This is a genomic window from Streptomyces sp. NPDC091287 (assembly GCF_044768525.1).
GTDB lineage: Bacteria > Actinomycetota > Actinomycetes > Streptomycetales > Streptomycetaceae > Streptomyces.
The window spans coordinates 64,909-85,932 of sequence record NZ_JBIVUV010000011.1 but is presented as its reverse complement, the minus strand read 5'-3'; the positions used below and the strand labels follow the sequence as shown (position 1 = coordinate 85,932).

Here is a 21,024-nt window from a genome sequence, read left to right as displayed (position 1 = left end):
GCCGACGCCGGGCGTGCCCCCGGCGCCGACCCCCGACGACGAATCGGTCACACCGCCTGTTCTTCCACAAACGGTGCGTTTACGGTTCAACCACAAGGCGCCCGGATGTCGAGCACGTTGCACGAGTGTGACCCAGCACCCTCTTGCGGATTCCCGAAGGACTGGCGCAGAGTGATGTATGCGCTTACAGGCAGCGCATACATCGCGCAGCATCCGGATTGCTCAAGGAGGAGCCCTCCCATGTCCCGCATCGCCAGAACCGCCCCCGCCGGCATAGCGTTCGCGCTTGCCGTGACCCTTTCCGCCTGCGGCTCCTCCGGCGGCGACGTCGCGGCGGACGAGAAGCAGACGCTCACAGTGTGGGCCATGGGGGCCGAGGGCGAGAAGCTCGCCGACGTGGCCGAGGTCTACGAGAAGGCCAACCCGAACATCACGGTGAAGGTGACCCCGATCGGCTGGGACGTCGCCCACCAGAAGCTCGTCTCGGCAGCGGCGGCCGGCACCCTGCCCGACGTGGCGCAGATGGGCGGCAGTTACATGGGCGAGTTCTCCGAGCTCGGCGTGCTGGAGCCGGTGGACACCAAGGTCTTCGACAAGAAGGACTTCTTCCCGGCGGGCTGGGAGCAGGGCGAGGTGGACGGCACCGCCTACGGCGTGCCGTGGTACGTCGACACCCGGGTCCTCTACTACCGCACGGACCTGGCCGAGAAGGCCGGCGTCACCGAGGCTCCGACCGACTGGAAGGGCCTGAAGGACCTGGCGACCGCGTACCAGGAGAAGGCCGGTACGAAGTGGGGGCTGTCCATCCAGCCCAGCGGCCTGGACACCGTGCAGAACTTCTACTCCTTCCTGTACTCGGCGGGCGGCGAGATCGTCAACGACAAGGGCGAGGCCGTCGTCGACAGCCCGGAGGCGGTCAAGGCGCTGAAGGAGTACGGCTCGTACTTCGACAAGGGCCTCTCCAACAAGTCCGTGCAGCCCGGCTACGACGTGGTGAAGGACTTCGGCAACGGCCGGGTCCCGATGTTCTTCGGCGGCCCCTGGCACGTGACGCTCCTCAACGAGGGCCAGCCGCAGATCAAGGGCAAGTGGGCCATCGCCAACGTTCCGGCGGACGCCTCCTCCACCTCCATGGCCGGCGGTTCCTCCCTCGTCGTCTCCAAGGACAGCGAGCACAAGGCCGCGGCGACCGAGTTCCTCAAGTACCTGACCGACACGAAGGGCCAGGCCGACTGGTACGAGCGGACGAAGGACCTGCCCGCCAACACCTCCGCGTGGGAGTCCGGCACGCTCGCCGACGACGCCGACCTCCAGATCTTCAAGAAGCAGATGGACACCGCCAAGTCCTCGCCGTCCCTGGCCAACTGGACCGAGATCACCGACAAGGTGGACCAGGCCATCGCCAAGGTGACGCAGGGCAAGGCTTCCGCCGAGGACGCGCTGAAGACCGCGCAGTCCGAGATCGAAGGTCTCGTGAAGCAGTAGCCATGAGCACCACGACCGAGAAGGCCAAAGCGCCCCGGAAGGCCGGGGCCGCACCGTCCCCGGCCACCGGGGGCAGCCGGAGCCGCAAGCCGTCGATGGGCGTGCAGAACGCGGCGGGCTGGCTGTTCTCCACCCCGTTCCTCGTCCTGTTCACCGTCTTCATGGCGTTCCCGATCCTCGCCACGCTGGTGATGAGCTTCACGGACTTCGGGCTGCGCAACGTGACGCGCCCGTGGGAAGCGGAGTTCATCGGGTTCGAGAACTACGTCAATCTCTTCGGCGACGAGAAGTTCCTCAAGTCCCTCTTCAACACGGGGTACTTCGTGGTCGTCGGCGTGCCGCTGACCATCGGCATCGGGCTGGTCGTCGCCGTCCTGCTGAACAACGGCATCGACCGGGCGCGGACCTTCTTCCGGGTCGGCTTCTACGCCCCGGTGGTCACCACCATCGTCGCGGTGGCCGTCGTCTGGCGGTTCGTCCTCGATCCGAGCGACGGGCTGATCGCGGGCCTCTTCTCCGAAGTGGGCTGGACGGCTCCGGACTTCCTCGGCTCCGAGACGTTGGCCATGCCGTCGCTGATCGTCATGGCGGTCTGGCGGAACGTCGGCACGGTGATGGTGCTGTTCATCGCGGGCCTCCAGGCGATCCCCACCGAGGTGCGGGAGGCCGCGAAGCTCGACGGCGCGAGCGTCTGGCAGGAGTTCCGGGGCATCACGGTCCCGCTCCTGCGTCCGACCCTCCTCTACGCCACGGTGATCACGACGATCGGCTACCTCAACGTGTTCGAGGAGCCGTTCGTGATGACCCAGGGCGGCCCGTCCGACTCGACCCTCACGGTCTCGCTGAACATGTACCGCGAAGGGTTCAACTTCTTCCACATGGGCTACGCGAGCGCCATGGCGTACGTCCTCTTCGTGGTGATCATGGGCATCACGGTGCTCCAGCTCCGACTGCTGAAGGACAACACGAAATGAGCGCCAACAGCAGCAACGCGGCGGTCAAGCCCCTGAAGAACACCGCCGGGAAGCGGCCTGCCGGAAAGCGGAACGTCTCCCGCCCCCTGGTCTACGTCCTGCTCTCGCTCGGCCTGCTGGTCATGTCGGCGCCCTTCCTCTGGATGGGTCTCTCCGCCTTCAAGACGCAGAGCGAGCTGTCGGCCAGCCCGCCGGTGTGGATCCCCACCGAGTGGACCCTGGAGAACTTCCGGCAGCTGCTCGACAAGCTGGACCTGCCGCTGTACTTCATGAACTCGGTGATCGTGGCGGTCCTGGTGACCGTCTCGAACCTGGTCTTCTGCTCGATGCTCGGCTACGCCCTGGCCAAGCTGAACTTCGTCGGCCGCAACAAGGTCTTCGGCCTGGTGCTCGGCGCGCTGATGGTGCCCGGCAACCTGATGCTGCTGCCGCTGTTCGTGCTGATGAGCAAGCTCCAGCTGATCGACAGCTACGCGGGTCTGGTGCTGCCGTTCGCCGCCGGGGCCTTCGGGGTCTTCCTGATGCGCCAGTTCATGCAGTCGATCCCGGACGAGCTGCTGGAGGCGGCCCGGATGGACGGCGCGAGCGAGTGGTACATCTTCTGGCGGATCGTGATGCCGCTGGTGAAGCCCGCCCTCGCGACCCTGTCGATCTTCACGTTCCTGGGTTCCTGGAACAACTTCGTCTGGCCGCTGATCGCGACCAACGACCCCGACAAATACACCCTCCCGGTGGCCCTGGCCACCTTCGCCACCGACCCCAACAAGGCCGGCGGCTCCAACGGGATGCTGATGGCCGGGGCCTTCCTGATCGTGCTGCCGGTGCTGGTCGTCTTCATCGCGCTGCAACGGCACTTCACGCAGGGCATCGCCACGGCGGGCATGAAGTAACGCGCCCGCCCGGGCACTTCACGTACGAGGCCGCACCCCACCCCGTAACCGAGCGCGGTCACACCCCTCACCACCACCAGAAAGACATGTCGCGATGACACACACCCCTGCTTCGGACCAGAAGACCCCCGTCCCGTTCCCCGAGGGCTTCCTCTGGGGCGCGTCCACGGCCGCCCACCAGATCGAGGGCAACAACACGGACTGCGACTGGTGGGTCAAGGAGCACGCCGCCGGCACCCACATCGCGGAGCCGAGCCTGGACGCCTGTGACAGCTACCACCGCTGGCCCGAGGACATGGACCTGCTGGCCTCGCTCGGCTTCACCGACTACCGCTTCTCCATCGAGTGGGCCCGCATCGAGCCGGTCGAAGGCCACTTCTCCCGTGCCCAGCTCGCCCACTACCGGCGGATGGTGGAGGGAGCGATCGAGCGCGGCCTGCGCCCGATGGTGACCCTGCACCACTTCACCGTCCCGCAGTGGTTCGAGGCGCGCGGCGGCTGGACGGCCGAGGGCGCGGTGGAGCTGTTCGCGCGGTACGTGGCGGCCTGCGCCCCCGTCATCTCCGAGGGCGTCAGCCACGTCTGCACGATCAACGAGCCGAACATGATCGCCGTCATGGCGGGCCAGGCCAAGCGCGGCGACAACAGCTTCCCGCCCGCCGGCCTGCCCACCCCCGACGACGAGACGACCGCGGCCGTCATCGCCGCCCACCACGCGGCCGTCAAGGAGGTCCGGGCCCTGGACGCGGGCATCCAGGTCGGCTGGACCATCGCCAACCAGGTCTACCAGGCCCTCCCCGGCGCGGAGGACGTCACCGCCGCCTACCGCCACCCGCGCGAGGACGTCTTCATCGAGGCGGCTCGCGGCGACGACTGGATCGGCGTGCAGTCCTACACCCGTACGCGGATCGGCCCCGACGGACCGATCCCGGCGGCCGACGACGTCGAGCGGACGCTGACGACGTGGGAGTACTACCCGACGGCGGTCGGCGAGGCGCTGCGCCACACGGCCGACGTGGTGGGCGACGTCCCGCTGATCGTCACGGAGAACGGCATCGCCACCGCCGACGACAGCCGCCGCGTCGACTACTACGCGGGCGCGCTGGACGAGGTCGCCGCCGCGCTGGCCGACGGCATCGACATCCGGGGCTACCTGGCGTGGAGCGCCCTGGACAACTACGAATGGGGCACGTACAAGGCCACGTTCGGCCTGATCGCCATCGACTGGGAGACCTTCGAGCGCACCCCGCGCGACTCGGCGAAGTGGCTGGGCTCGCTCGGCCGCACCCGCGAACTCCCGCGCACGGCAGCCTGATCCACCCCCGGGGCTGCCCCTCTGTACGGGGAGCCACCTGACGGCTCCCTCGGGCCGGCCGGGGGGGGGGGGGGGGGGCGGGCCCCCCCCCCCCCCCCCCCCCCGCCCGCCCGGCACCAAACCCCCGCACACCCGGCGCGACATCGCATGCGCCCGCACAACACCGCACGCCCGGCGCGACCTCATACGGCGCCGCATAACCCCGCACGCCCGGCGCGACCTTCCACGCGCCCGCACGACCTCGCACTCCCCCGCACGGCCGAACACCACGACTTGCCCTTCCCCCTCCCCCTTCTGCCACCAGGAGCCGGAACGATGGACCGTCGCACGTTTCTCACCGCCGCAGGGACCGGGGCCGCGGCCCTGTCGCTCGGAGCCGTAACCGCCCCGGCGGCTGTCGCCGCCCCCACCGACCCACGCCTCCTGAAAACCTGGTTCCGCGACACGTACCGCTCGATCGAGGCGATGACGACCGACTTCGGCCTCGTCACCGACAAGATCGACCTCAGCGGCCCCGGGGCCCCCGCCCAGTCCGCCCAGACCTCGCCGACCAACATCGGCTGCGGCCTGTGGTCGACGGTCGCCGCCGCGGGCCTGGGCGTGATCGGCGAAGGCGCGATGCTCCGGGCCCTGACCCGTACCGTCGCCGCCGTAGAGAAGCTGGAACGCCACCACGGCTTCTGGCTCAACTGGTACGACGCGCACGACGGTTCGGTGCTCACCCAATGGCCGGGCACCGGCGACCCGGTCCGCCCGTTCCTGTCCTCCGTCGACAACGCCTGGCTGGTGACGGGCCTACGGATAGCCGCCGACGCCGCACCCTCGCTGCGCCCGCGCATCCACCGCGTCCTGGCCACGGCGGACTGGTCCTACTTCTACACGCCCTACGACCCCGCCGACCCGGTCGTGGGCCCCGGCCAGCTGCGCGGCGGCGTCTGGACCGACACGGACGAGCCGACCCCGCACCACTACGGGGCGCTCAACACCGAGCCCCGCATGGCCAGTTACCTCGGCATCGCGGACGGCTCCCTCCCCGGCGACCACTACTGGCACCTGCTGCGGACGATGCTGCCGGAGCACGAGCAGGAGCAGAAGCCGGGCGGCGGTTACGTCACGGTCGACGGCGTACGCGTCTGGAACGGCCACTACACCCACCGCGGCCGCAAGGTGGTCCCCACCTGGGGCGGCTCGATGTTCGAGGCGCTGATGGTGCCGCTGTTCGTGCCGGAGCGGCAGTGGTCGCCGAGCGCGTGGGGCGTGACCCACCACCGCTACGTACGCGGCCAGATCGACCACGGGCTGCGGGAGGCGGAGTACGGCTACTGGGGCTTCTCCCCCTCCAACGTCCCCGAGGACGGCTACCAGGAGTACGGGGTAGACGCGCTCGGCATGCAGGTCGACGGCTACGCCTCCAACACCGACCGCACCCACACCACGGACGGCGAACCCCTGCCCCCGCCCTCGGCGTTCACCAACGGCGTCGTCACCCCGCACGCCTCCTTCCTGGCCCTGCCGTACGCGGGCCGGGAGGCGGTGGCCAACCTGCGGGCGCTGGAGCGGGGCTTCGGCGCGTACGAGGACGGGCTCGGCTTCCGGGACTCGGTGAACGTGTCCACGGGCCGGGTCAGCGACTTCATGCTCGCCCTGGACCAGGGAATGATCGTCGCGTCCCTCGCCCAGGAGCTGCGCCCCGGCCTGCTCCAGCAGCCGTTCCGCACGGGCGGCTTCCGGAGCCGGGTGCGACCGCTGCTGGAGCGGGAGCGGTTCTCGATCTGAGGTCGTGGCCGACCTGTTCTTCGTGCGGAGGACAGGTCGGGTGACGGCAGCCGGCCGAACGAGAGCGCGCTACCGCGTCACGGAGGCCGGCTACCGGCGTGCGGGACCACGCACGACGCGCTATTCGAGCCGCACCCGGCAGTCCGGCCACTCCTCTGCGGTGATCGAGAAGATCGCGGCATCCCGTAGCCGGCCGTCCTAGGGGCTGTCCGGCGGATCATGGCCAGACTGGGCGGGCGCGTTACGGGTGATTCGGGGAGGGCTCCACAAAATATTCACTATTGCATTGGTTCCTGGCGTGTCTGGCGTGGACTTCTGACGGGGGCTCACCTCAATGGGGCGAAAAAGTTCACCGGTGGTCTACCTCCAAAAGCTGCGGATGAACCGTTTTTGCGGACCGACACAGGCGCCACGACCGGCGTGGAAACTCCCCGCACCATCGGATGCTGGTATTGGTGGAGAGGTTCGTGCTGGTTTTCATGGCGAGGAGCGCAATCATGAGTGCGGAGCACCAGGGGTCTTCTGACGCGGCCGAGGTTGACGGAGAATATTATCCGACACCCAATGTTCCGGATACTTTCCGGCGCAGCCCGGGCGTGGATGAAGAACCAGACACCGAGTTCCTGCTGGAAATGTCCAAGGAAGCCATCGTGACAGTGATCTCGATGATTCCGGCGGCAGGCCCTCTTCTTGGCCTGATCGCCTCCGGGGTCTTGAAACTGTTCTGGCCGACGAGTAGTCAGCGAGATGTCTGGGCGGAAATCCGCGCACAGGTCGAGGCATTGATCGACGAAAAGCTCGGCGAACTCTGGGCCGATATCGTCACCTCTGACCTTGCTTGGTGCAAGGCAAAGGTCGACACCTATGTGAGAGAGGCCAAGAGAGCCGCCTCCGGGAACCAGAACGACATCCAAGCAGCACTCAACGCATACATCACCGCGAACACCGACCTGGTGGGAATGTTCGAGCGGTTCACTAAACCTGCGCACGGCTGGAAGACACTTCATGTCTTCGCTCAGTACGCAAACCTCCATGTTCTGCTGCTGCGCGATGCCATCGCCAACGCGGACCGCATCGCCCTCGGAGAAGAGCGGCTGGAGGAGGCAAAGAATCTGCTTACCAAGGTAGCAAAGCCCGCCACGCCCACAATGTTTGGGCATTGGGTGGGAGGCACCTACACCGCCTACGTGATGAACACCTACCTCAAGGGGGTGAAATTGATGTGGGACAGATCCTGGATGAAGGCGTTCGACTATCAGCGTGTCATGTCTCTCGGTGCTCTTGATTATGCGTGGCGGCTTTGGCCGAAGCTCGTCGATCCCGAGTATCACCCCAAGGAGATTGCGCGCGACTACTGTTTGTGGCTCGGTCCTTTCGGTAAGACTGCCGGGAGTTCTTTCGAGGGATGGGCGGAAAAGAATTATCCTTACCCGTCGGGGATGCCCGCTCCCTTCGAGGAGTTTGGGGTGTATACCGGCAGCGGCATGGAAATGGTTACCGGATTCCAGGCCAAGGTGGATGGGAAGTGGGAGGACGCCCAGGGCTTCAAAGGTAACAAATGGTACGACGTGGTTCCTGGCGTCAGTCACGAGCGACCGTACAAGCTGTGGGTCCGGGCTTCCTCGAACTACGGGGTGCGGCAGTTCTCCGCAGAATTCCGCGACAAGAAAGAGACTCCTTGGTATGGAGTTTCCCCCTACTACTCAAATCAGTGGGTTGCGGGATTCAAGATTCCAAAATGGAGCATGGTCCACGTCCGGGGTGACCGTTACGACCGGTTCGAGTGCCAGTCGCTGGTGTTCGGATTCCGCCCGGACAGCCCCGCGTGGAAGTTCGACAAAAAGTACCTGGGGCCGAAGGCAGGCGAGTTCTACACCCTGACCTGTGCCGACACTGGACAGTCGCTGGATCTGGCGACGCTGTCCCCGGCGGCTGGCACCCCAGCCGCTCTCAGTCGTCCCACTGAGGCGATGTCACAGCAGTGGCAGTTCGTACCAGCCGAGACGGCCGACGAGGACAACTCCACGGCATGGCTGCTGATCAACCGCTACAGCGGTCTGCCACTTGTCTGCCGCGACGGCAGTGCTCTGCAGGAGGGCGCAGTCGGCGACGCTACTCCCAGTCGGTGGTTTCTTCGCCACGACGACGATCACACCCTGCATCTGGAAGCAGACGGCAGAGAGCTTGGCGAACTCCTCGGCGCCAGCCCCACACCCCGCCGGTGGCTCCTCCACCCCACCAGCGAGACGTCCCCCACCGCCGAAGGTTCCCCCCACCAGCCTCAGATCTGGGCCAAACCGGAAGTCGTTGACGGCCAAAGCGCCACCCGCATCACGGTGACCACCCCCGCAAAAGGAGCGGAAATCGAAGACTTGACCCTCTCGCTGACACTCCCGCGCGAAGCCGGCGCGGACATGCGGATCACCCACAGCGAGGACAACGTCGGAGCGGACCAAGACATGCGCCTGGCCGTGCAGTCCAGCCGGACCGACGAGCGCGGTATGAAGGTTGTCCTGACTCCCGAAGGACAGCGTGACTCACTGGAAAGAGGCCAGATCATCACTTTCACCCTCGTCACTGACAAGACCCCCGATGCGCTCGATCCGACGCACCTGCTACCCGACGACATCGTCCTGAACGGTCTCCCACTCACTCTCCGGTGAAGAGCCCCCCAGCGCTGTCGACGGGCAGCCATCTCGACAGCGCTGGGGAGTGACCGGCAGATGAGGTGACCTTCCGACGGGCCCTTCCTTGTCCGCCTATGAGCCTGGGGGGATCTCACGGATCACGAGTGGTCGCTCCTGGAGCCGCACCTGCCACCGTCCGCCACCCGGGGCGGCCAGGGGCGGCCGATCACCGTGCAGTGGTGAACGGCACTCTGTCCAGGGGCAGCACCGGAATCCGTGGCGTGATCTGCCAGAACGATAGGGGCCTTGGAAGACCGTGCACGAACGGCACCGCCGCTGGTCGGCGGACGGCACGTGGGACCGGCTCCTGCAGACGGTCCAGGCCGAGGCGGACCATGCGGGCCGGGGCGACAGGTCGATCCCGAGCTGAAGGACCAACGGGCCAATCGGCGGCGCCGAGGCAGCTGTCGGCGGGCCTGCATGCGCAGGAAACGAAGCCTGCCGCAGCACCCACTGTGGAAGACCTAGAATCCCGCCTGGCACGTCATTTGTCCTCATGCAGGCCACTTCCGGTGGCCGGACGCCTTCGGACGGGGCAGGACGGGTGATCCGCCGACCAACAAGGCACTGTTCGGCGGATCACTGGCGAAGCCAGAGCCGGATCGCTGCGGCGGTGACGGTGCCGTGAAAGACGTAGGCGCGCTTGTCGTAACGGGTCGCGACCGCGCGGGAGTTCTTGAGCCGGTTGATCGTCCGCTCGACCTCGTGCGGCGCCGGTAGTAGTCGCGGTCGAAGCCGGTTGGCCTGCCGCCTTCACTGCCTTTGCGCCGGCGGCTGGCCCGCTGGTCCTTCGGTTCCGGGATCGTGTGCCGATGTGGCGTCTTCGCAGGTAGCGGCGGTTTCGGCGGGAGCTGTACGCCTTGTCGCCGCTGACGTGGTCCGGCCGGGTCCGGCGCCGTCCGCCCAGTGGCCGGGGAACCCGGATCCGGTCCAGGACCTCGACCATCTGCGGTGCGTCGCCCCACTGGCCCGGCGTGAGCAGGAGGGCCATGGGACGCCGGTCCGGTCCGGGGTTCAGCCACGGCCCCGGGGGCACCCTGAACTCCATGACACGTGAGGAAGAACCGCTACTGCGACCCCGACAGTTTGTTGACATCGTCTGCGGATAGACGAGGCTCGGGGCCTTCCTCCTCCCCCCCGGGGAAACGAAGGGAATATGAATGTCAGAGCCGCACGTCGGATGGACGACAGAGCAGCGCGCAGCCGTCAAGCGGTACGTTCAGTTCGCCGCCGCGTTCGCAGTCGCGGGTATCGCCCTTTCCGTTTTTCTGATCGCTTCCGGCAACAGTGGAGGGTGGGGACTGCTGGCGATCATCGGATGCGTTTCCGCCATCGGCTACTTCTTCATTGAAAGAGGGAAGAGCGGGCGCGTTTGACAGACAGCCAAGCCGAAGCGGGATGATCAGAAAGGGATCGCGCATGACCAACGAGAAGGCAACCATAAGCAAGGTTCTCGGGATCCTGATACTCGCCCTGACGGCGGTCATGGTGATATCAGTCGTGGTCATGCTGGCAGATGGCGCAAAATTCGTTCCGGTGATGGCCGCTCCCGCTGTTTTCCTGGTCATCGGAGCGCTGATGTACAGGTCCGGAAGGAAGACCACGTAAGTCACCGGCCGCTCGCCGCAGCGCCCCGGCCCGCTCTCCTCGCTCCTCGCTCCTCAGGGCCCTACCGCACCCCACCCCCTTGCAGCATGCGGCGCTGGTGCTCGTCCCTCGGCCAAGTGATGTGGATGCCACGGTGTGCCGCCCGCCGTGCCCCGGGCGAAGACCGGTCAGTGGGATGAGCCGACCACGCGACCGGCCCGGACCTGTCCGGGCCACCGCGACGGGAAGTCACACGCCGTCGCGTGGTGCGAGATGTGGATACTCCGCCCCGAGCACGGCGTCCACCGCCGCGAGCGTCGGATCGACGATGCCCCAGTCGTGGGTGGAGGGGTGGCCGGCGAACAGCCCGCACGCGTCCTCGCCCCGGGGATCGATTGCGCTGCACCAGGACAGTTCCGCCAGGACCGCCCGGTCGCCCCTCCAGCGAGCCCAGACGGCAGTGCAACGCGCGTCGTCGTCCCATAACGCCATCGCGTGGTCGCCGTCATGGCCCTCGGCGAGCTCGCAGAGAAGGTGTCCGGCCTCCGGGCGGCTGCCGCCCGGAGCGGCGAGCCGGATCAGGAACTCCGGGGGTGGCAGCAGGGCCACGGCACTGCACTGGTTCACGGGGTTCACGGGGTTCATGGGGTTCATGGGGTTCATGGGGTTCATGGAGTGGAAACCTCCGGTCGCCGTCAGGGCGCGTCGGTGTCGGGTACGTCGGGGGCATCGGGCACGCCGGGAGCGTCGTCCTCGGAGACGAGTCGCCGGACCTCGCTGCGGACGTGCTCGGCGATGAGGTCGCCGAGCGGGTCGGTCACGGAGAAGGAGTGCGGCCCGGGGTGGTGGTCGAAGTACGCGCATGTGGTGACCGTGCGGGTCGCCAGCTCGCGGAGCACGGCGGGGCACAGCCGAAGCGTGTCGAGGCGGTGGACGCGGTGGGCGCCGGTCCCCGACCAGAGGAACCACAGGTCCCGGTCGTCCGGCACGTCCGCCGTCCACAGGTGCGCGGCGTGCTCGGCCGTCTCGTCGTGGTCGGCCAGCTCGCAGAGCACGAAGTCGTCCTGGTCGAGGACATCGGGCGGGTGCACGGGCCCGCCCTCCATCGTGGCGAGCGCCAGCAGAGCTTCCGCGTAAGGGACTCGGGTCACGGCGGTGCATTGCAGCACGGGGTCAGCCCCCTTCCGTACGGGGCGGGTACGGGCGGTTCACCGAGGCTGCCGCCGCCCAGCCGCACAGATCCACGGGCCACCCGCCGAGGGTGACGCGCAGCCCCACGAAGGGGTCGACCACGGTGAGCAGGGCGGGGAGTCCGGATTCCAGCGCGCTCAGGGCGTGGTCCTGGCGGCCGTGGTCGCCCGCCCACGCCCGGAGCGCCTCGGGGGCGTCGGAACCGTGGAAGATGACCGGCCGGACGTCTCTCGCACCGAGCCAGAGAGCAGCCGGGGCCGGATCGCGCCCGTGTCCGTCCGCCAGCCGCAGGGCCTGCCGCCGGAGCCAGCGCAGTACGAGCCGGCGGTTCGGCAGGGCGACTCCGCCGAGCGGGAGAGCTCTGCCGCCGACCGTCATCGTGACGGCCGCGACGTAGTCCAGAGCACTCACACGTCCCGGGGCCGAAAGCGCCGCCTTCACAGGACTTCCCCCCGACTGCGGGCGTTGAGCCGTGCGGTGCGGGCCCGAAGCTGCTCCATGAGCAACGCGGGCCGTACATAGCGCGGTTCGACCTCCCACTCACGCCCACCGGCGACCGGCCGGAGGGCCCAGTACGGACCGGCGACGCCCCGGAACTCCCCCACGCGGTCACCGCGACTGGTGTCCGCGAGGAGGGTCCCCGGGGCCGGGACGGTTGGGGACGGCTCCGTATTCGAGCTGGCGTTCTCGCCGTACACCGTTCGCTCCTCTCTGTAGCCGTATGACTACCGGGGCGACTCAGCGTGGCTTAACGTGAAGACGTCTTCAACGTTTCGAATCTGGGGGATACGTTGGTCAACCGCAAGGACGTGAACCCTGACGGGGGCCCGGAGGCGGCCTACGGAGCACGCCTGCGTAGGGAGCGCGAAGCACGGGGCTGGAAGCAGGACGACCTCGGCGCGCGCATCGGCTACACGGGGAGGCACGTTTCCGGGGTGGAATTGTGCCACAAGTCCCCAACTCGCAAGTTCTCGATCGCCGTTGACGTGGCGATGAGCTATACGGGAACCGCTGATTCGTTCGAGCGCGAGTGGCGCAAGATCAAGCACGGGGTGCTGTTGCAGGGCTTCCCGGAGTACGTGGCGCTGGAGGGCCGGGCGGCGGAGATCAGGCTGTTCGAGGTGGGGCTCGTTCCAGGGCTGTTGCAGACCCGGGAGTACGCGCAGGCCCTGGCCGATGCGGCTGTCGATCGAGGCGTTATCACCCCCGAACAGGCCGATCAGCGCGTCTCGTTACTCATGGAGCGCCAGGGCGCTCTGCTACGCACCGTGCCGCCGATGCTGATCGCGGTGCTGGACGAGAGCTGCATCCGCCGCCCGATCGGCGGCCCTGCCGTGATGGACGCTCAGTTGCAGTATCTGGTCGACTTCGCCGCACAGTCGCACACCATGTTGCAGATCGCCCCTTTCAGCACCGGCGAGCGTCGGCCCTTCGATCGGCTGGTGAATCTGTTGACGCTCCAGGACCGGTCCGTGGTCTCGTACGTCGAGTCCGAGACGCAGGGCCATCTGGACCGTGAACTCAGCTCGGTCATCCCGATGGTGAGGGCCTACCATCAGTTGCAGGCTGTGTCTCTGTCGCAGACAGATACCGTGGACATGATCCACCAGCATCGAAAGGGCACCCCGTGACGACCGAATCCACGACCCAGCAGTGGGTCAAGTCCTCCTACAGCAACAACGGCGGATCGTGCGTCGAGTGGGCCCCGCGCACCGCGTCCACCACCGGCACCGTCCCCGTACGCGACTCGAAGAACCCGGGCGGCCCGGCCCTGGCCGTCGCCGCCGAGGCGTTCTCCTCCTTCGTGGCGGGCGTCAAGGCCGGTGGCTTCGACACCACCGCCTGACCGCCGCCGTCACTCCGGCTACGCCCCACCGTGCCCGCACGGTGGGGCGTCCCGCTGTCCGGGCAGGCAACCCGCCCCGCCCCGCGCGGACCTCCCGCCGGAAAAGCGGTTGCGCTTGTTGGCTTCCGGTAGTCAGGGTGCGGTGATGATCGGAACGGAGATCGAACTCCCCGTCGTGGACGGGGTCCTCTCGGGTGTGGACTTCGGTGGCCACGGGGAGGGGGTGCTCCTTGTCCACGGCAGCGGGCAGAACGCCGCCGCCTGGGCGGATGTGGCGTCCCATCTGGTGAGCGCGTGTCATCCGATCGCCATCGACCTGCGGGGCCACGGGCAGACCCGGCTCGACTCCACCGGCTCCGAGCAGTACTGGCGAGACCTAGGTGGCGTCGTCACCGCGCTGGGCTGGGTCCGCCCCGTTCTGGTGGGCCATTCCACCGGCGGGTACGCGGTGACGGCTGCCACTGCCAGTGGGCTCGTGGAACCGGCCGCCCTCTGCATCGTGGACGGCGTGGTGCTCGACGACCGTAACGCGTCACTCGCCGAGCATGCCGCCGCGCGGACCACGGAGGCGGCGGACCGCTTGCGGACGATGTTCCGCTACGGCTGGGAAGCGGACGACGGCCAGATGCGTGCCTACGTGGAGCAGTGCGTGCGGGAGGCCGGAGGGGACTGGCTCAACGCGGGAGCACGGCACGAACTCGTTAAGGAGGTGACGCGGCGCTCCTTCCTGCGCTGCGGCCACGGATGGGTACGGCGACCGGCCATCGAGGAGATCGCGACCGTCACCGCCGTGGAGCACGACGCGGAGGTCTTCCCGAGCGTCGAGGTGTACGACCGCCTCACCTGTCCGATGACGATCGTGCTGGCCGAGGAGGGTTTCTACGCCTCGCGGCGCGACGAGGTGCGTGCCGTCGCCGATGCCGTCCCCGGCCGCCGGTTGACCGACATCAGCTCGAACCACAACATCCCCATGACCCGGCCCGCCGACCTCGCCGCGATCATTCTCGACCTGGTGCGAGACCGAGCTGCGGCACCGGTCGAGAACGCCGATTGATCCCCACCCCATCACCCCACCCCCCCCACCCCACCCCACCGAGGAGTTGCTGTGGCCGTGAGCGAGATGTCCGTGGCGGACAAGAGTGCTGGGCCGTACGGCATCGCGACAGGACCGGAGGGCGCTCTGTGGCTCACCTTCGCGCACAGCGGCCGCATCGCGCGCCTCACCCTCGACGGCGAACTCGACGCGTACTCCCTGGAACCGCCCGGATGTCGCCCTACGGTCATCGCCCCCGGACCCGACGGAGCACTGTGGTTCACCCGGTCCCAGGACCACCGGATCGGCCGCATCACCGTGGACGGTGAAACGGAGTCCTTCCCCGTGCCCACGCCCGACAGCGGACCCTTCGGGATCACCGCCGGGCCGGACGGTGCGATGTGGTTCACGGAGATGAACACCGACCGGATCGGCCGCATCACCCGTGGGGGAGAGATCACCGAGTTCGTCCTTCCCTGTACGGGCGCCTATCCTTCGGCGATCACCGCAGGCCCTGACGGGGCCCTGTGGTTCACCCTCAACCAGGCGAACGCGATCGGCCGCATCACTGTCCACGGAGACATCGTCATCCACCCGCTCCCCACCCCGAGCGCCGCACCCGTGGGCATCACCAGCGACGGCAGCGCCTTGTGGTTCGTCGAGATCGCGGCGGGCCAGATCGGCAGGATCTCGGTGGACGGCGCGGTCGAGGAGTTCCCGCTGCCCGATCGCGCAGCCAAACCTCACGCGATCGTCGCAGTATCCACCGGCGACTGCTGGTTCACCGCATGGGGAAGCAACAGCATTGGCCGCATCACCGGTAGCGGCAAGATCGCCGAGTACAGCCTGCCGTCACCGTCGTCCGAGCCTCACGGCATCACCCAGGGCCCCGACGGCGCCCTGTGGGCGGCGCTCGAAACGGGAGGGGTCGCGCGGATCGAACCGTAGCCTCAGGACGAGGAACCTCCCACTACGAAGCACCGCACACCCGTTTCGAGCGCGCTCAGTAGAGCTGTGCGTCCGCGTCGTGCCGCGCGAGACCTCGGTGCGGCCTGATCGGCCCTGATCGACAGGGTGCGCGCGCGGATCGACAGCTTGCGCCCGCACGGCGGCCGCGGCTCTGATGGACTCACCTCATGACGGCCGTACTCCCCCGCGTCCTGCGCGCCCTCGACCGGTTCCACGCCACCCACCCGTGGGATCACAACGCCCACTACCACCGGTGGATCATGCGCCGGCTCCCCCGCCGTTTCGCCGGCGCCCTGGACGTCGGATCGGGCAGTGGCGATCTCGCGCGGCTGCTGGCCACCCGGGCCGAGGTGGTGCACGGCATCGACGTCGACCCCGTCATCGTCGAACGCGCGCGGGAACGCACCGCTCCTGGGTCCCCGGTGGCCTTCTCCGTCGGGGACGCGCTCAAGGACGTACCGTCCGGGCTCCACGACGTCATCACCTGCGTCGCGACCATCCACCACCTGCCGTTGAGCGAAGCGCTCACGCACTTCCGCCGGCACCTGGCTGCCGGGGGAACCCTGATCGTCGTCGGCCTCTACCGCCCGCAGTCCCGGAGCGACTACCTGATCGACGCCGTCGCCATTCCGTCGAACATCGCCATGGCCTGGATCAAGAACAAGGGCCGCAGAGCGCCGCGCCCCGTCGCCATGACCGCGCCGACCCGACCGGCGACCGAAACTTTTCCGGACATCGTTCGCGAGGCCCGCCGCGTGCTGCCCGGCGCTCGGCTGCGTCGGCGGCTGTTCTGGCGCTACACCTTGGTCTGGAAGCAGGGCCCGTCTCCTAGGGAGTGAGCCTCCCGGGGCTGCCGGCCTCTGCCCGCCTCCCCGCCTCCCGCACTCGGGACGACGGGGCCGCTCTCCGAGAGGCGGCTGCCGGCCGCGCGCGGGCTCAGCCCTGATCGAGCAGGTTCGACATGGCCCGTTCCGGCCATCCTCCCGCTACCAACTCCGCCGCCGCGCACCCTGGCTTGCGCTCCGCCTGCACCTGGAAGAGGTGCACGAAGGACTCGGCAAAGCCCCGGCGGGGGTACGCCTCGACGAGCGCGTCCCTGAACGACGCGTCGAAGGCCTCCAGCCCCGACCCGGAGACGTCCGCGCTGGTCCCCACCTGCAACAGCCGACTCTCCACGTCTGTTTCCGGCGCAACGTCGTCCCGCATGTGGAGCACGATCAGCTCAGCCGCCCGATCGCGCCTCTCGGTCGGCCAGCCAAGACCGGCCGTGAAGACCCGCGCCAAGTGGCCACCAGCCTCTTCGAACGACAGCGTGTGGCTGTCGAAAGGCGGAGTGAGAGCCAAGTCGTGCAGGAGTGCCGAGACGAAGAACAGCTCCCGGTCGAAGTCGAGGCCGTGCGTCTCCGCCCAGGCCGCGCCGAAGAAGTACGACCGTACAGAGTGGTGGTACAGCGCGTCGTCAGCGTATTCCTCACATACCAGTCGCGCTGCCTCTGCCGCCCGCCCCGCGGGTACACGCACTCCTGCGACCTCGATCAACATCTGTCTTCCCCCTTGAGACCGAACGTGATTTCGCGATGCGCAGCTTAGCCAGACCTGAGCCCCCACCGCGGTGAAGGTGCCTGGTCGCAGCGTCCAGGCACCTGGTCAGTCGTGATCGGAGAGTTCTGCAGCCAGTTCCATACAGCGCAGGCGGGCCGGGGAGAAGTCGTAGGGCATCTTGCCGATGGCGTCCAACACACTCATGGAGTCGGTCTCCCGCCGGGCGGAGCCGAGGCCGACCTCGTCCTCGCCCGAGCCGCTATCTCCGTCCACACCGTCAACTCCGTCATCGGGGTGCGCCGCTTCCCAGGCGTCGAAGAGGGCATCGTCGTCCTTGTCCAGACCGGACTCCTCGACGGCGGCATGCAGGGAGCTTTCGAAGGCGTGCCGCTCGGCGGCCACTTGCGCCACCCGTGGGTCATCGACGGCGACGCTGTCGTCCAGTGCCTCCTCGGCGTCATCGATGCGGTCGGATTCCTCCCGCAGGGTGGGATGCGTGGCCAGGACGATGAAGCGAGTGGCCTGGACGGCCGCGCCGAGCGGGCCGAAGATCCGCTCGGTGACCAGCAGGGTGTCCAGGTCCGCCGTGCGCAGGGAGCCCTCGGGCAGGCTCTTGAGGCGGCCGGTGACAAGGTCGGAGAGCAGGCCCATCCGGCTGCCTTCGGTGCGCATCCGCCGCACGGCGGCCCGCTGCCGCCGCAGCTCCGCCTCCTGCTCGGCGAGGGTCTCCTCCAACCGCTCCAGGATGCCCGCGATGCCTTCTCCGCTGTCCGCACCGGCGGAAGCCGTGCCGGTGGTGAAGGCGTCACGGATGTCGTCCAGCGCGATCCCCGCCTCGGCCATCCTGCGAATCCACAGCAGGCGGATCATGTCCTCATAGCCGTAACGGCGGCGGCCGTCGCCGCCCCGCTCGGGCTCCGGAAGCAGGCCGATCTCGTGGTAGTGGCGAATCGCCCGCGGCGTGCTGCCGGCGAAGGCCGCCGCGTCACCGATCTTGATCCGACGGGGCGGCACAAAGGACGAATGCATGAGCAGGACCTTCTTCTCAAGGAACTCACGGAACTCAAGAAACTCACGAGACCGGGGCAGGGGCCGGAACCGGGGCCGGAACCGGGGCCAGGACCGGGACGTAGGACCACCGGACCACATGCCGCTACGGAAGGTGCAACCGCGGCCTCCAGTCCGCCTCTGTCTCCCCGTTCCATTCCCTGTCACGGGGCAAGGCGAGGATGCCGCCCGCGAGGTGGCGGACGAGCCCGCGCGGACCACCGGATCCCGGGTTGCCCGTCTGGTGGGCCTGAATCTCCGCGACCCGAGCGCGATCGAGGCGATGGCCGACGAGGCCGAGGCCCGCCACGGGCCTGTGGACGTGGCGGGCGCGAACGCCGGGGGTCTTCCCCCAGAGGTCCATGAGGGACATGAGGGAGATGACGGACGCGGATGTGGACGATGTCCTCGCCGTCAACCTGCGGGGCACGATCCTGACGACGAAGGCGTTCCTGCCGGCCATGGAACGCGCGGGACACGGACGCGTGGTGCTCACCTCCTCGATCACCGGGCCGACCACGGGTTACAGCGGGTGGTCCCCCTACGGAGCGAGCCAGGCGGGCCAACTGGGGTTCCTCCGGAGCGCCGCGCTGGAACTGGCCCCGGCAGGCATCACCGTCAACGCCGTCCTGCCCGGAAACGTCCACACCGAGAAGCTGAGCGATCTGGGCGAGGACTACCTGCGACGCATGGCCGCCACGATCCCGGCCGGCCGGCTCGGCGAGACCTCCGACATCGCACACGCCGTGCTCTACCTCGCGTCCGACGAAGCCTCGTTCGTCACCGGTCAGACGCTCACCGTCGACGGCGGTCAGACCCCGTCGATCCATAGCTGTGCTGTGAGCACACGATCCTCCCGAGGGTGACGCGGCCCTGCGGGGGCCGCGGAGTTCGCACCACGTCGACTGGCCCGTGCCCGTCCTTCCGCCGACCGCTGCCACACGGTGACGAACTGACCGGCCTTGGCCGGCGTGGTCCTGGCCACGCGAAAGGCGACCGCCCGCCCGGCGAGGGTGAACCGGTGCGGAACCGGTGCGCCGCGTAGCCGACGCCCTCCGGTTCGGGCACCGGCTGCGAACAGGGGAAGCCACCCGGGTCGTACACCGAGGATCTCGCCCCCCCCCGTTATGTTTTCCGCGGTTCCGCAACGGAGCCGCTGGCCTCCGGGCTCGGCATGACTGTGTCCCCCTGTCGAAGGCATGACCTGGGGGGTGGTGTCACCGGGTCCGGGGGTGTTCGTCGGAGACGCTGATCAGAGGTCCGGCCACCGTCCGGTCCGGCGCAATGCCGGACAGCTCGCGGGCGGCAGGTCTGCATAACGTGGATGCGCGAGCACGACACCCGAGCCGAGGCCGGTACCGTCAACACCCCTGAAAGGGCGCGATGTTCGAGATCGAAGACGTGGGCGTGTTCCTCGGCCTGGACGTCGGCAAGTCCGCTCACCACGGCCACGGGCTCACCCCGCCCGGGAAGAAGGTCTTCGACAAGCCGCTGCCCAACAGCGAACCGAAACTGCGGGCCGTCTTCGACAAGCTGACCGCGAAGTTCGGCACCGTTCTGGTCATCGTGGACCAGCCCGCCTCCATCGGCGCCCTGCCGCTGACCGTCGCCCGCGACGCCGGCTGCCGCGTCGCCTACCTGCCCGGCCTGGCCATGCGACGGATCGCCGACCTTTACCCCGGCGAGGCCAAGACCGACGCCAAGGACGCGGCCGTCATCGCCGACGCCGCGCGGACGATGCCGCACACCCTGCGCTCCCTGGAACTGACCGACGAGATCACCGCCGAGCTGACCGTGCTGACCGGCTTCGACCAGGACCTCGCCGCCGAGGCCACCCGCACCAGCAACCGGATACGCGGCCTGCTCACCCAGTTCCACCCCTCCCTGGAACGCGTCCTGGGACCGCGTCTCGACCACCAGGCCGTCACCTGGCTCCTGGAACGCTACGGCTCCCCGGCCGCCCTGCGAAAGGCCGGCCGCCGCAGACTCGTGGAACTGATCCGCCCGAAGGCCCCGCGCATGGCCGCCCGACTGATCGACGAGGTCTTCGACGCGCTCGACGAGCAGACCGTCGTCGTCCCCGGCACCGGCACCCTGGACATCGTCGTCCCCTCCCTGGCCGCTTCCCTGACCGCCGTGCACACCCAGCGCAGGGCGATGGAAGCCCAGATCAACGCCCTGCTGGAGGCCCACCCTCTTTCCCAGGTCCTGACATCGATGCCCGGCGTCGGCGTCAGGACCGCCGCTGTCCTGCTGACCACCGTCGGCGACGGCACCAGCTTCCCCAGCGCCGCCCACCTGGCCTCCTACGCCGGACTCGCGCCGACAACAAAGTCGTCGGGCACCTCGATCCACGGCGAACACGCACCCCGAGGCGGCAACCGGCAGCTCAAACGCGCGATGTTCCTCTCCGCCTTCGCCTGCATGAACGCCGACCCGGTTTCCCGCGCCTACTACGACAAGCAACGCGCCCGCGGCAAGACCCACACCCAAGCCCTCCTCCGCCTCGCCCGCCAACGCATCAGCGTCCTGTTCGCCATGCTCCGCGACGGCACCTTCTACGAATCTCGGACACCGAAGGATGTCGAGCTCGCCGCATGACCCCAGCAACCCGCAACCGTCCCAAACCCGACAGAGATGCCTTGACGAAGGACATAGAGGCACCCCCCCCCCGCAGGTCAC

General features: G+C 68.3%; 21 protein-coding genes and 3 pseudogenes. 16 read left to right on the top strand and 8 right to left on the bottom strand.

Features of this window, described 5'->3' with window-relative positions:
• The first annotated feature begins 240 nt into the window (after positions 1-240).
• From ACIQRW_RS19915 to ACIQRW_RS19885, 7 genes and pseudogenes are all read left to right on the top strand, one after another.
• Positions 241-1,485, top strand: coding sequence for a sugar ABC transporter substrate-binding protein (locus ACIQRW_RS19915; protein WP_403761880.1), 1,245 nt, complete (start codon positions 241-243; stop codon positions 1,483-1,485).
• 2 nt (positions 1,486-1,487) lie between these two features.
• Positions 1,488-2,459, top strand: a complete 972-nt coding sequence (locus tag ACIQRW_RS19910; RefSeq protein WP_403761877.1) for a carbohydrate ABC transporter permease — start codon at positions 1,488-1,490, stop codon at positions 2,457-2,459.
• On the top strand, positions 2,456-3,349 hold the full coding sequence (locus tag ACIQRW_RS19905; RefSeq protein WP_403761874.1) for a carbohydrate ABC transporter permease: 894 nt from the start codon (positions 2,456-2,458) through the stop codon (positions 3,347-3,349). The genes ACIQRW_RS19910 and ACIQRW_RS19905 overlap by 4 nt, the downstream gene beginning before the upstream one ends.
• Positions 3,350-3,443: 94 nt before the next feature.
• Positions 3,444-4,664, top strand: a complete 1,221-nt coding sequence (locus ACIQRW_RS19900) for a family 1 glycosylhydrolase (protein ID WP_361336814.1) — start codon at positions 3,444-3,446, stop codon at positions 4,662-4,664.
• 315 nt (positions 4,665-4,979) lie between these two features.
• Entirely contained in the window at positions 4,980-6,440 is a 1,461-nt protein-coding gene (locus tag ACIQRW_RS19895; RefSeq protein ID WP_403761871.1) for a glucoamylase family protein, read from the top strand.
• Between the two features lie 497 nt (positions 6,441-6,937).
• Positions 6,938-9,103, top strand: coding sequence for an insecticidal delta-endotoxin Cry8Ea1 family protein (locus ACIQRW_RS19890; protein ID WP_403761869.1), 2,166 nt, complete (start codon positions 6,938-6,940; stop codon positions 9,101-9,103).
• Between the two features lie 138 nt (positions 9,104-9,241).
• Positions 9,242-9,494 (top strand): annotated as a pseudogene (locus tag ACIQRW_RS19885) (transposase); the annotation flags it as partial.
• 212 nt (positions 9,495-9,706) lie between these two features.
• Here the strand turns inward: ACIQRW_RS19885 and ACIQRW_RS19880 are convergent.
• Positions 9,707-9,829: pseudogene (locus ACIQRW_RS19880) on the bottom strand (IS5/IS1182 family transposase); the annotation flags it as partial.
• A 458-nt stretch (positions 9,830-10,287) separates the two neighbouring features.
• Between ACIQRW_RS19880 and ACIQRW_RS19875 the strand changes: the two are divergent.
• A complete protein-coding gene (locus ACIQRW_RS19875) occupies positions 10,288-10,503 on the top strand; it encodes a hypothetical protein (RefSeq protein ID WP_403761867.1) in 216 nt (71 codons plus the stop codon).
• 43 nt (positions 10,504-10,546) lie between these two features.
• Positions 10,547-10,735 carry a hypothetical protein gene (locus tag ACIQRW_RS19870; RefSeq protein WP_403761864.1) on the top strand — a complete coding sequence of 63 codons (189 nt, stop codon included), beginning with the start codon at positions 10,547-10,549 and terminating at the stop codon, positions 10,733-10,735.
• A gap of 228 nt (positions 10,736-10,963) precedes the next feature.
• On the opposite strand, the gene ACIQRW_RS19865 is transcribed toward ACIQRW_RS19870, so the two are convergent.
• From ACIQRW_RS19865 to ACIQRW_RS19850, 4 genes are all read right to left on the bottom strand, one after another.
• Entirely contained in the window at positions 10,964-11,341 is a 378-nt protein-coding gene (locus ACIQRW_RS19865; protein WP_403762315.1) for a hypothetical protein, read from the bottom strand.
• A gap of 68 nt (positions 11,342-11,409) precedes the next feature.
• Positions 11,410-11,883 (bottom strand): hypothetical protein, encoded by a 474-nt coding sequence (locus ACIQRW_RS19860; protein WP_403761861.1) that lies wholly within the window; start codon positions 11,881-11,883, stop codon positions 11,410-11,412.
• A 4-nt stretch (positions 11,884-11,887) separates the two neighbouring features.
• Positions 11,888-12,346 carry a hypothetical protein gene (locus ACIQRW_RS19855; RefSeq protein ID WP_403761859.1) on the bottom strand — a complete coding sequence of 153 codons (459 nt, stop codon included), beginning with the start codon at positions 12,344-12,346 and terminating at the stop codon, positions 11,888-11,890.
• Entirely contained in the window at positions 12,343-12,603 is a 261-nt protein-coding gene (locus ACIQRW_RS19850; RefSeq protein ID WP_403761856.1) for a hypothetical protein, read from the bottom strand. The genes ACIQRW_RS19855 and ACIQRW_RS19850 overlap by 4 nt, the downstream gene beginning before the upstream one ends.
• Positions 12,604-12,696: 93 nt before the next feature.
• On the opposite strand from ACIQRW_RS19850, the gene ACIQRW_RS19845 reads away from it, so the two are divergent.
• The 5 genes from ACIQRW_RS19845 (at position 12,697) to ACIQRW_RS19825 (ending at position 16,592) form a co-directional block, all read left to right on the top strand.
• A complete protein-coding gene (locus ACIQRW_RS19845) occupies positions 12,697-13,536 on the top strand; it encodes a DUF5753 domain-containing protein (protein ID WP_403761854.1) in 840 nt (279 codons plus the stop codon).
• Positions 13,533-13,751 (top strand): DUF397 domain-containing protein, encoded by a 219-nt coding sequence (locus ACIQRW_RS19840; RefSeq protein ID WP_403761851.1) that lies wholly within the window; start codon positions 13,533-13,535, stop codon positions 13,749-13,751. Before ACIQRW_RS19845 ends, ACIQRW_RS19840 begins: the two co-directional genes overlap by 4 nt.
• 145 nt (positions 13,752-13,896) lie before the next feature.
• Complete coding sequence (locus ACIQRW_RS19835) at positions 13,897-14,805, top strand: alpha/beta fold hydrolase (protein WP_403761848.1); 909 nt, start codon at positions 13,897-13,899, stop codon at positions 14,803-14,805.
• Positions 14,806-14,856: 51 nt separating this feature from the next.
• The gene (locus tag ACIQRW_RS19830) at positions 14,857-15,732 is read left to right on the top strand and encodes a virginiamycin B lyase (RefSeq protein WP_403761845.1); all 876 of its coding nucleotides are present in this window, start codon (positions 14,857-14,859) and stop codon (positions 15,730-15,732) included.
• A gap of 188 nt (positions 15,733-15,920) precedes the next feature.
• Positions 15,921-16,592 (top strand): class I SAM-dependent methyltransferase, encoded by a 672-nt coding sequence (locus ACIQRW_RS19825; RefSeq protein WP_403761842.1) that lies wholly within the window; start codon positions 15,921-15,923, stop codon positions 16,590-16,592.
• Positions 16,593-16,689: 97 nt separating this feature from the next.
• Here the strand turns inward: ACIQRW_RS19825 and ACIQRW_RS19820 are convergent, their stop codons facing one another.
• A complete protein-coding gene (locus ACIQRW_RS19820) occupies positions 16,690-17,295 on the bottom strand; it encodes an HD domain-containing protein (protein WP_403761839.1) in 606 nt (201 codons plus the stop codon).
• 105 nt (positions 17,296-17,400) lie between these two features.
• Positions 17,401-18,324 (bottom strand): MerR family transcriptional regulator, encoded by a 924-nt coding sequence (locus tag ACIQRW_RS19815; RefSeq protein WP_403761836.1) that lies wholly within the window; start codon positions 18,322-18,324, stop codon positions 17,401-17,403.
• Between the two features lie 389 nt (positions 18,325-18,713).
• On the opposite strand from ACIQRW_RS19815, the gene ACIQRW_RS19810 reads away from it, so the two are divergent.
• Complete coding sequence (locus ACIQRW_RS19810) at positions 18,714-19,208, top strand: SDR family oxidoreductase (protein ID WP_403761833.1); 495 nt, start codon at positions 18,714-18,716, stop codon at positions 19,206-19,208.
• Between the two features lie 44 nt (positions 19,209-19,252).
• Here the strand turns inward: ACIQRW_RS19810 and ACIQRW_RS19805 are convergent.
• A pseudogene (locus tag ACIQRW_RS19805) lies at positions 19,253-19,446 on the bottom strand (MepB family protein); the annotation flags it as partial.
• Positions 19,447-19,725: 279 nt separating this feature from the next.
• On the opposite strand from ACIQRW_RS19805, the gene ACIQRW_RS19800 reads away from it, so the two are divergent.
• Positions 19,726-20,943 carry an IS110 family transposase gene (locus tag ACIQRW_RS19800; RefSeq protein ID WP_403761830.1) on the top strand — a complete coding sequence of 406 codons (1,218 nt, stop codon included), beginning with the start codon at positions 19,726-19,728 and terminating at the stop codon, positions 20,941-20,943.
• Positions 20,944-21,024 lie beyond the last annotated feature (81 nt).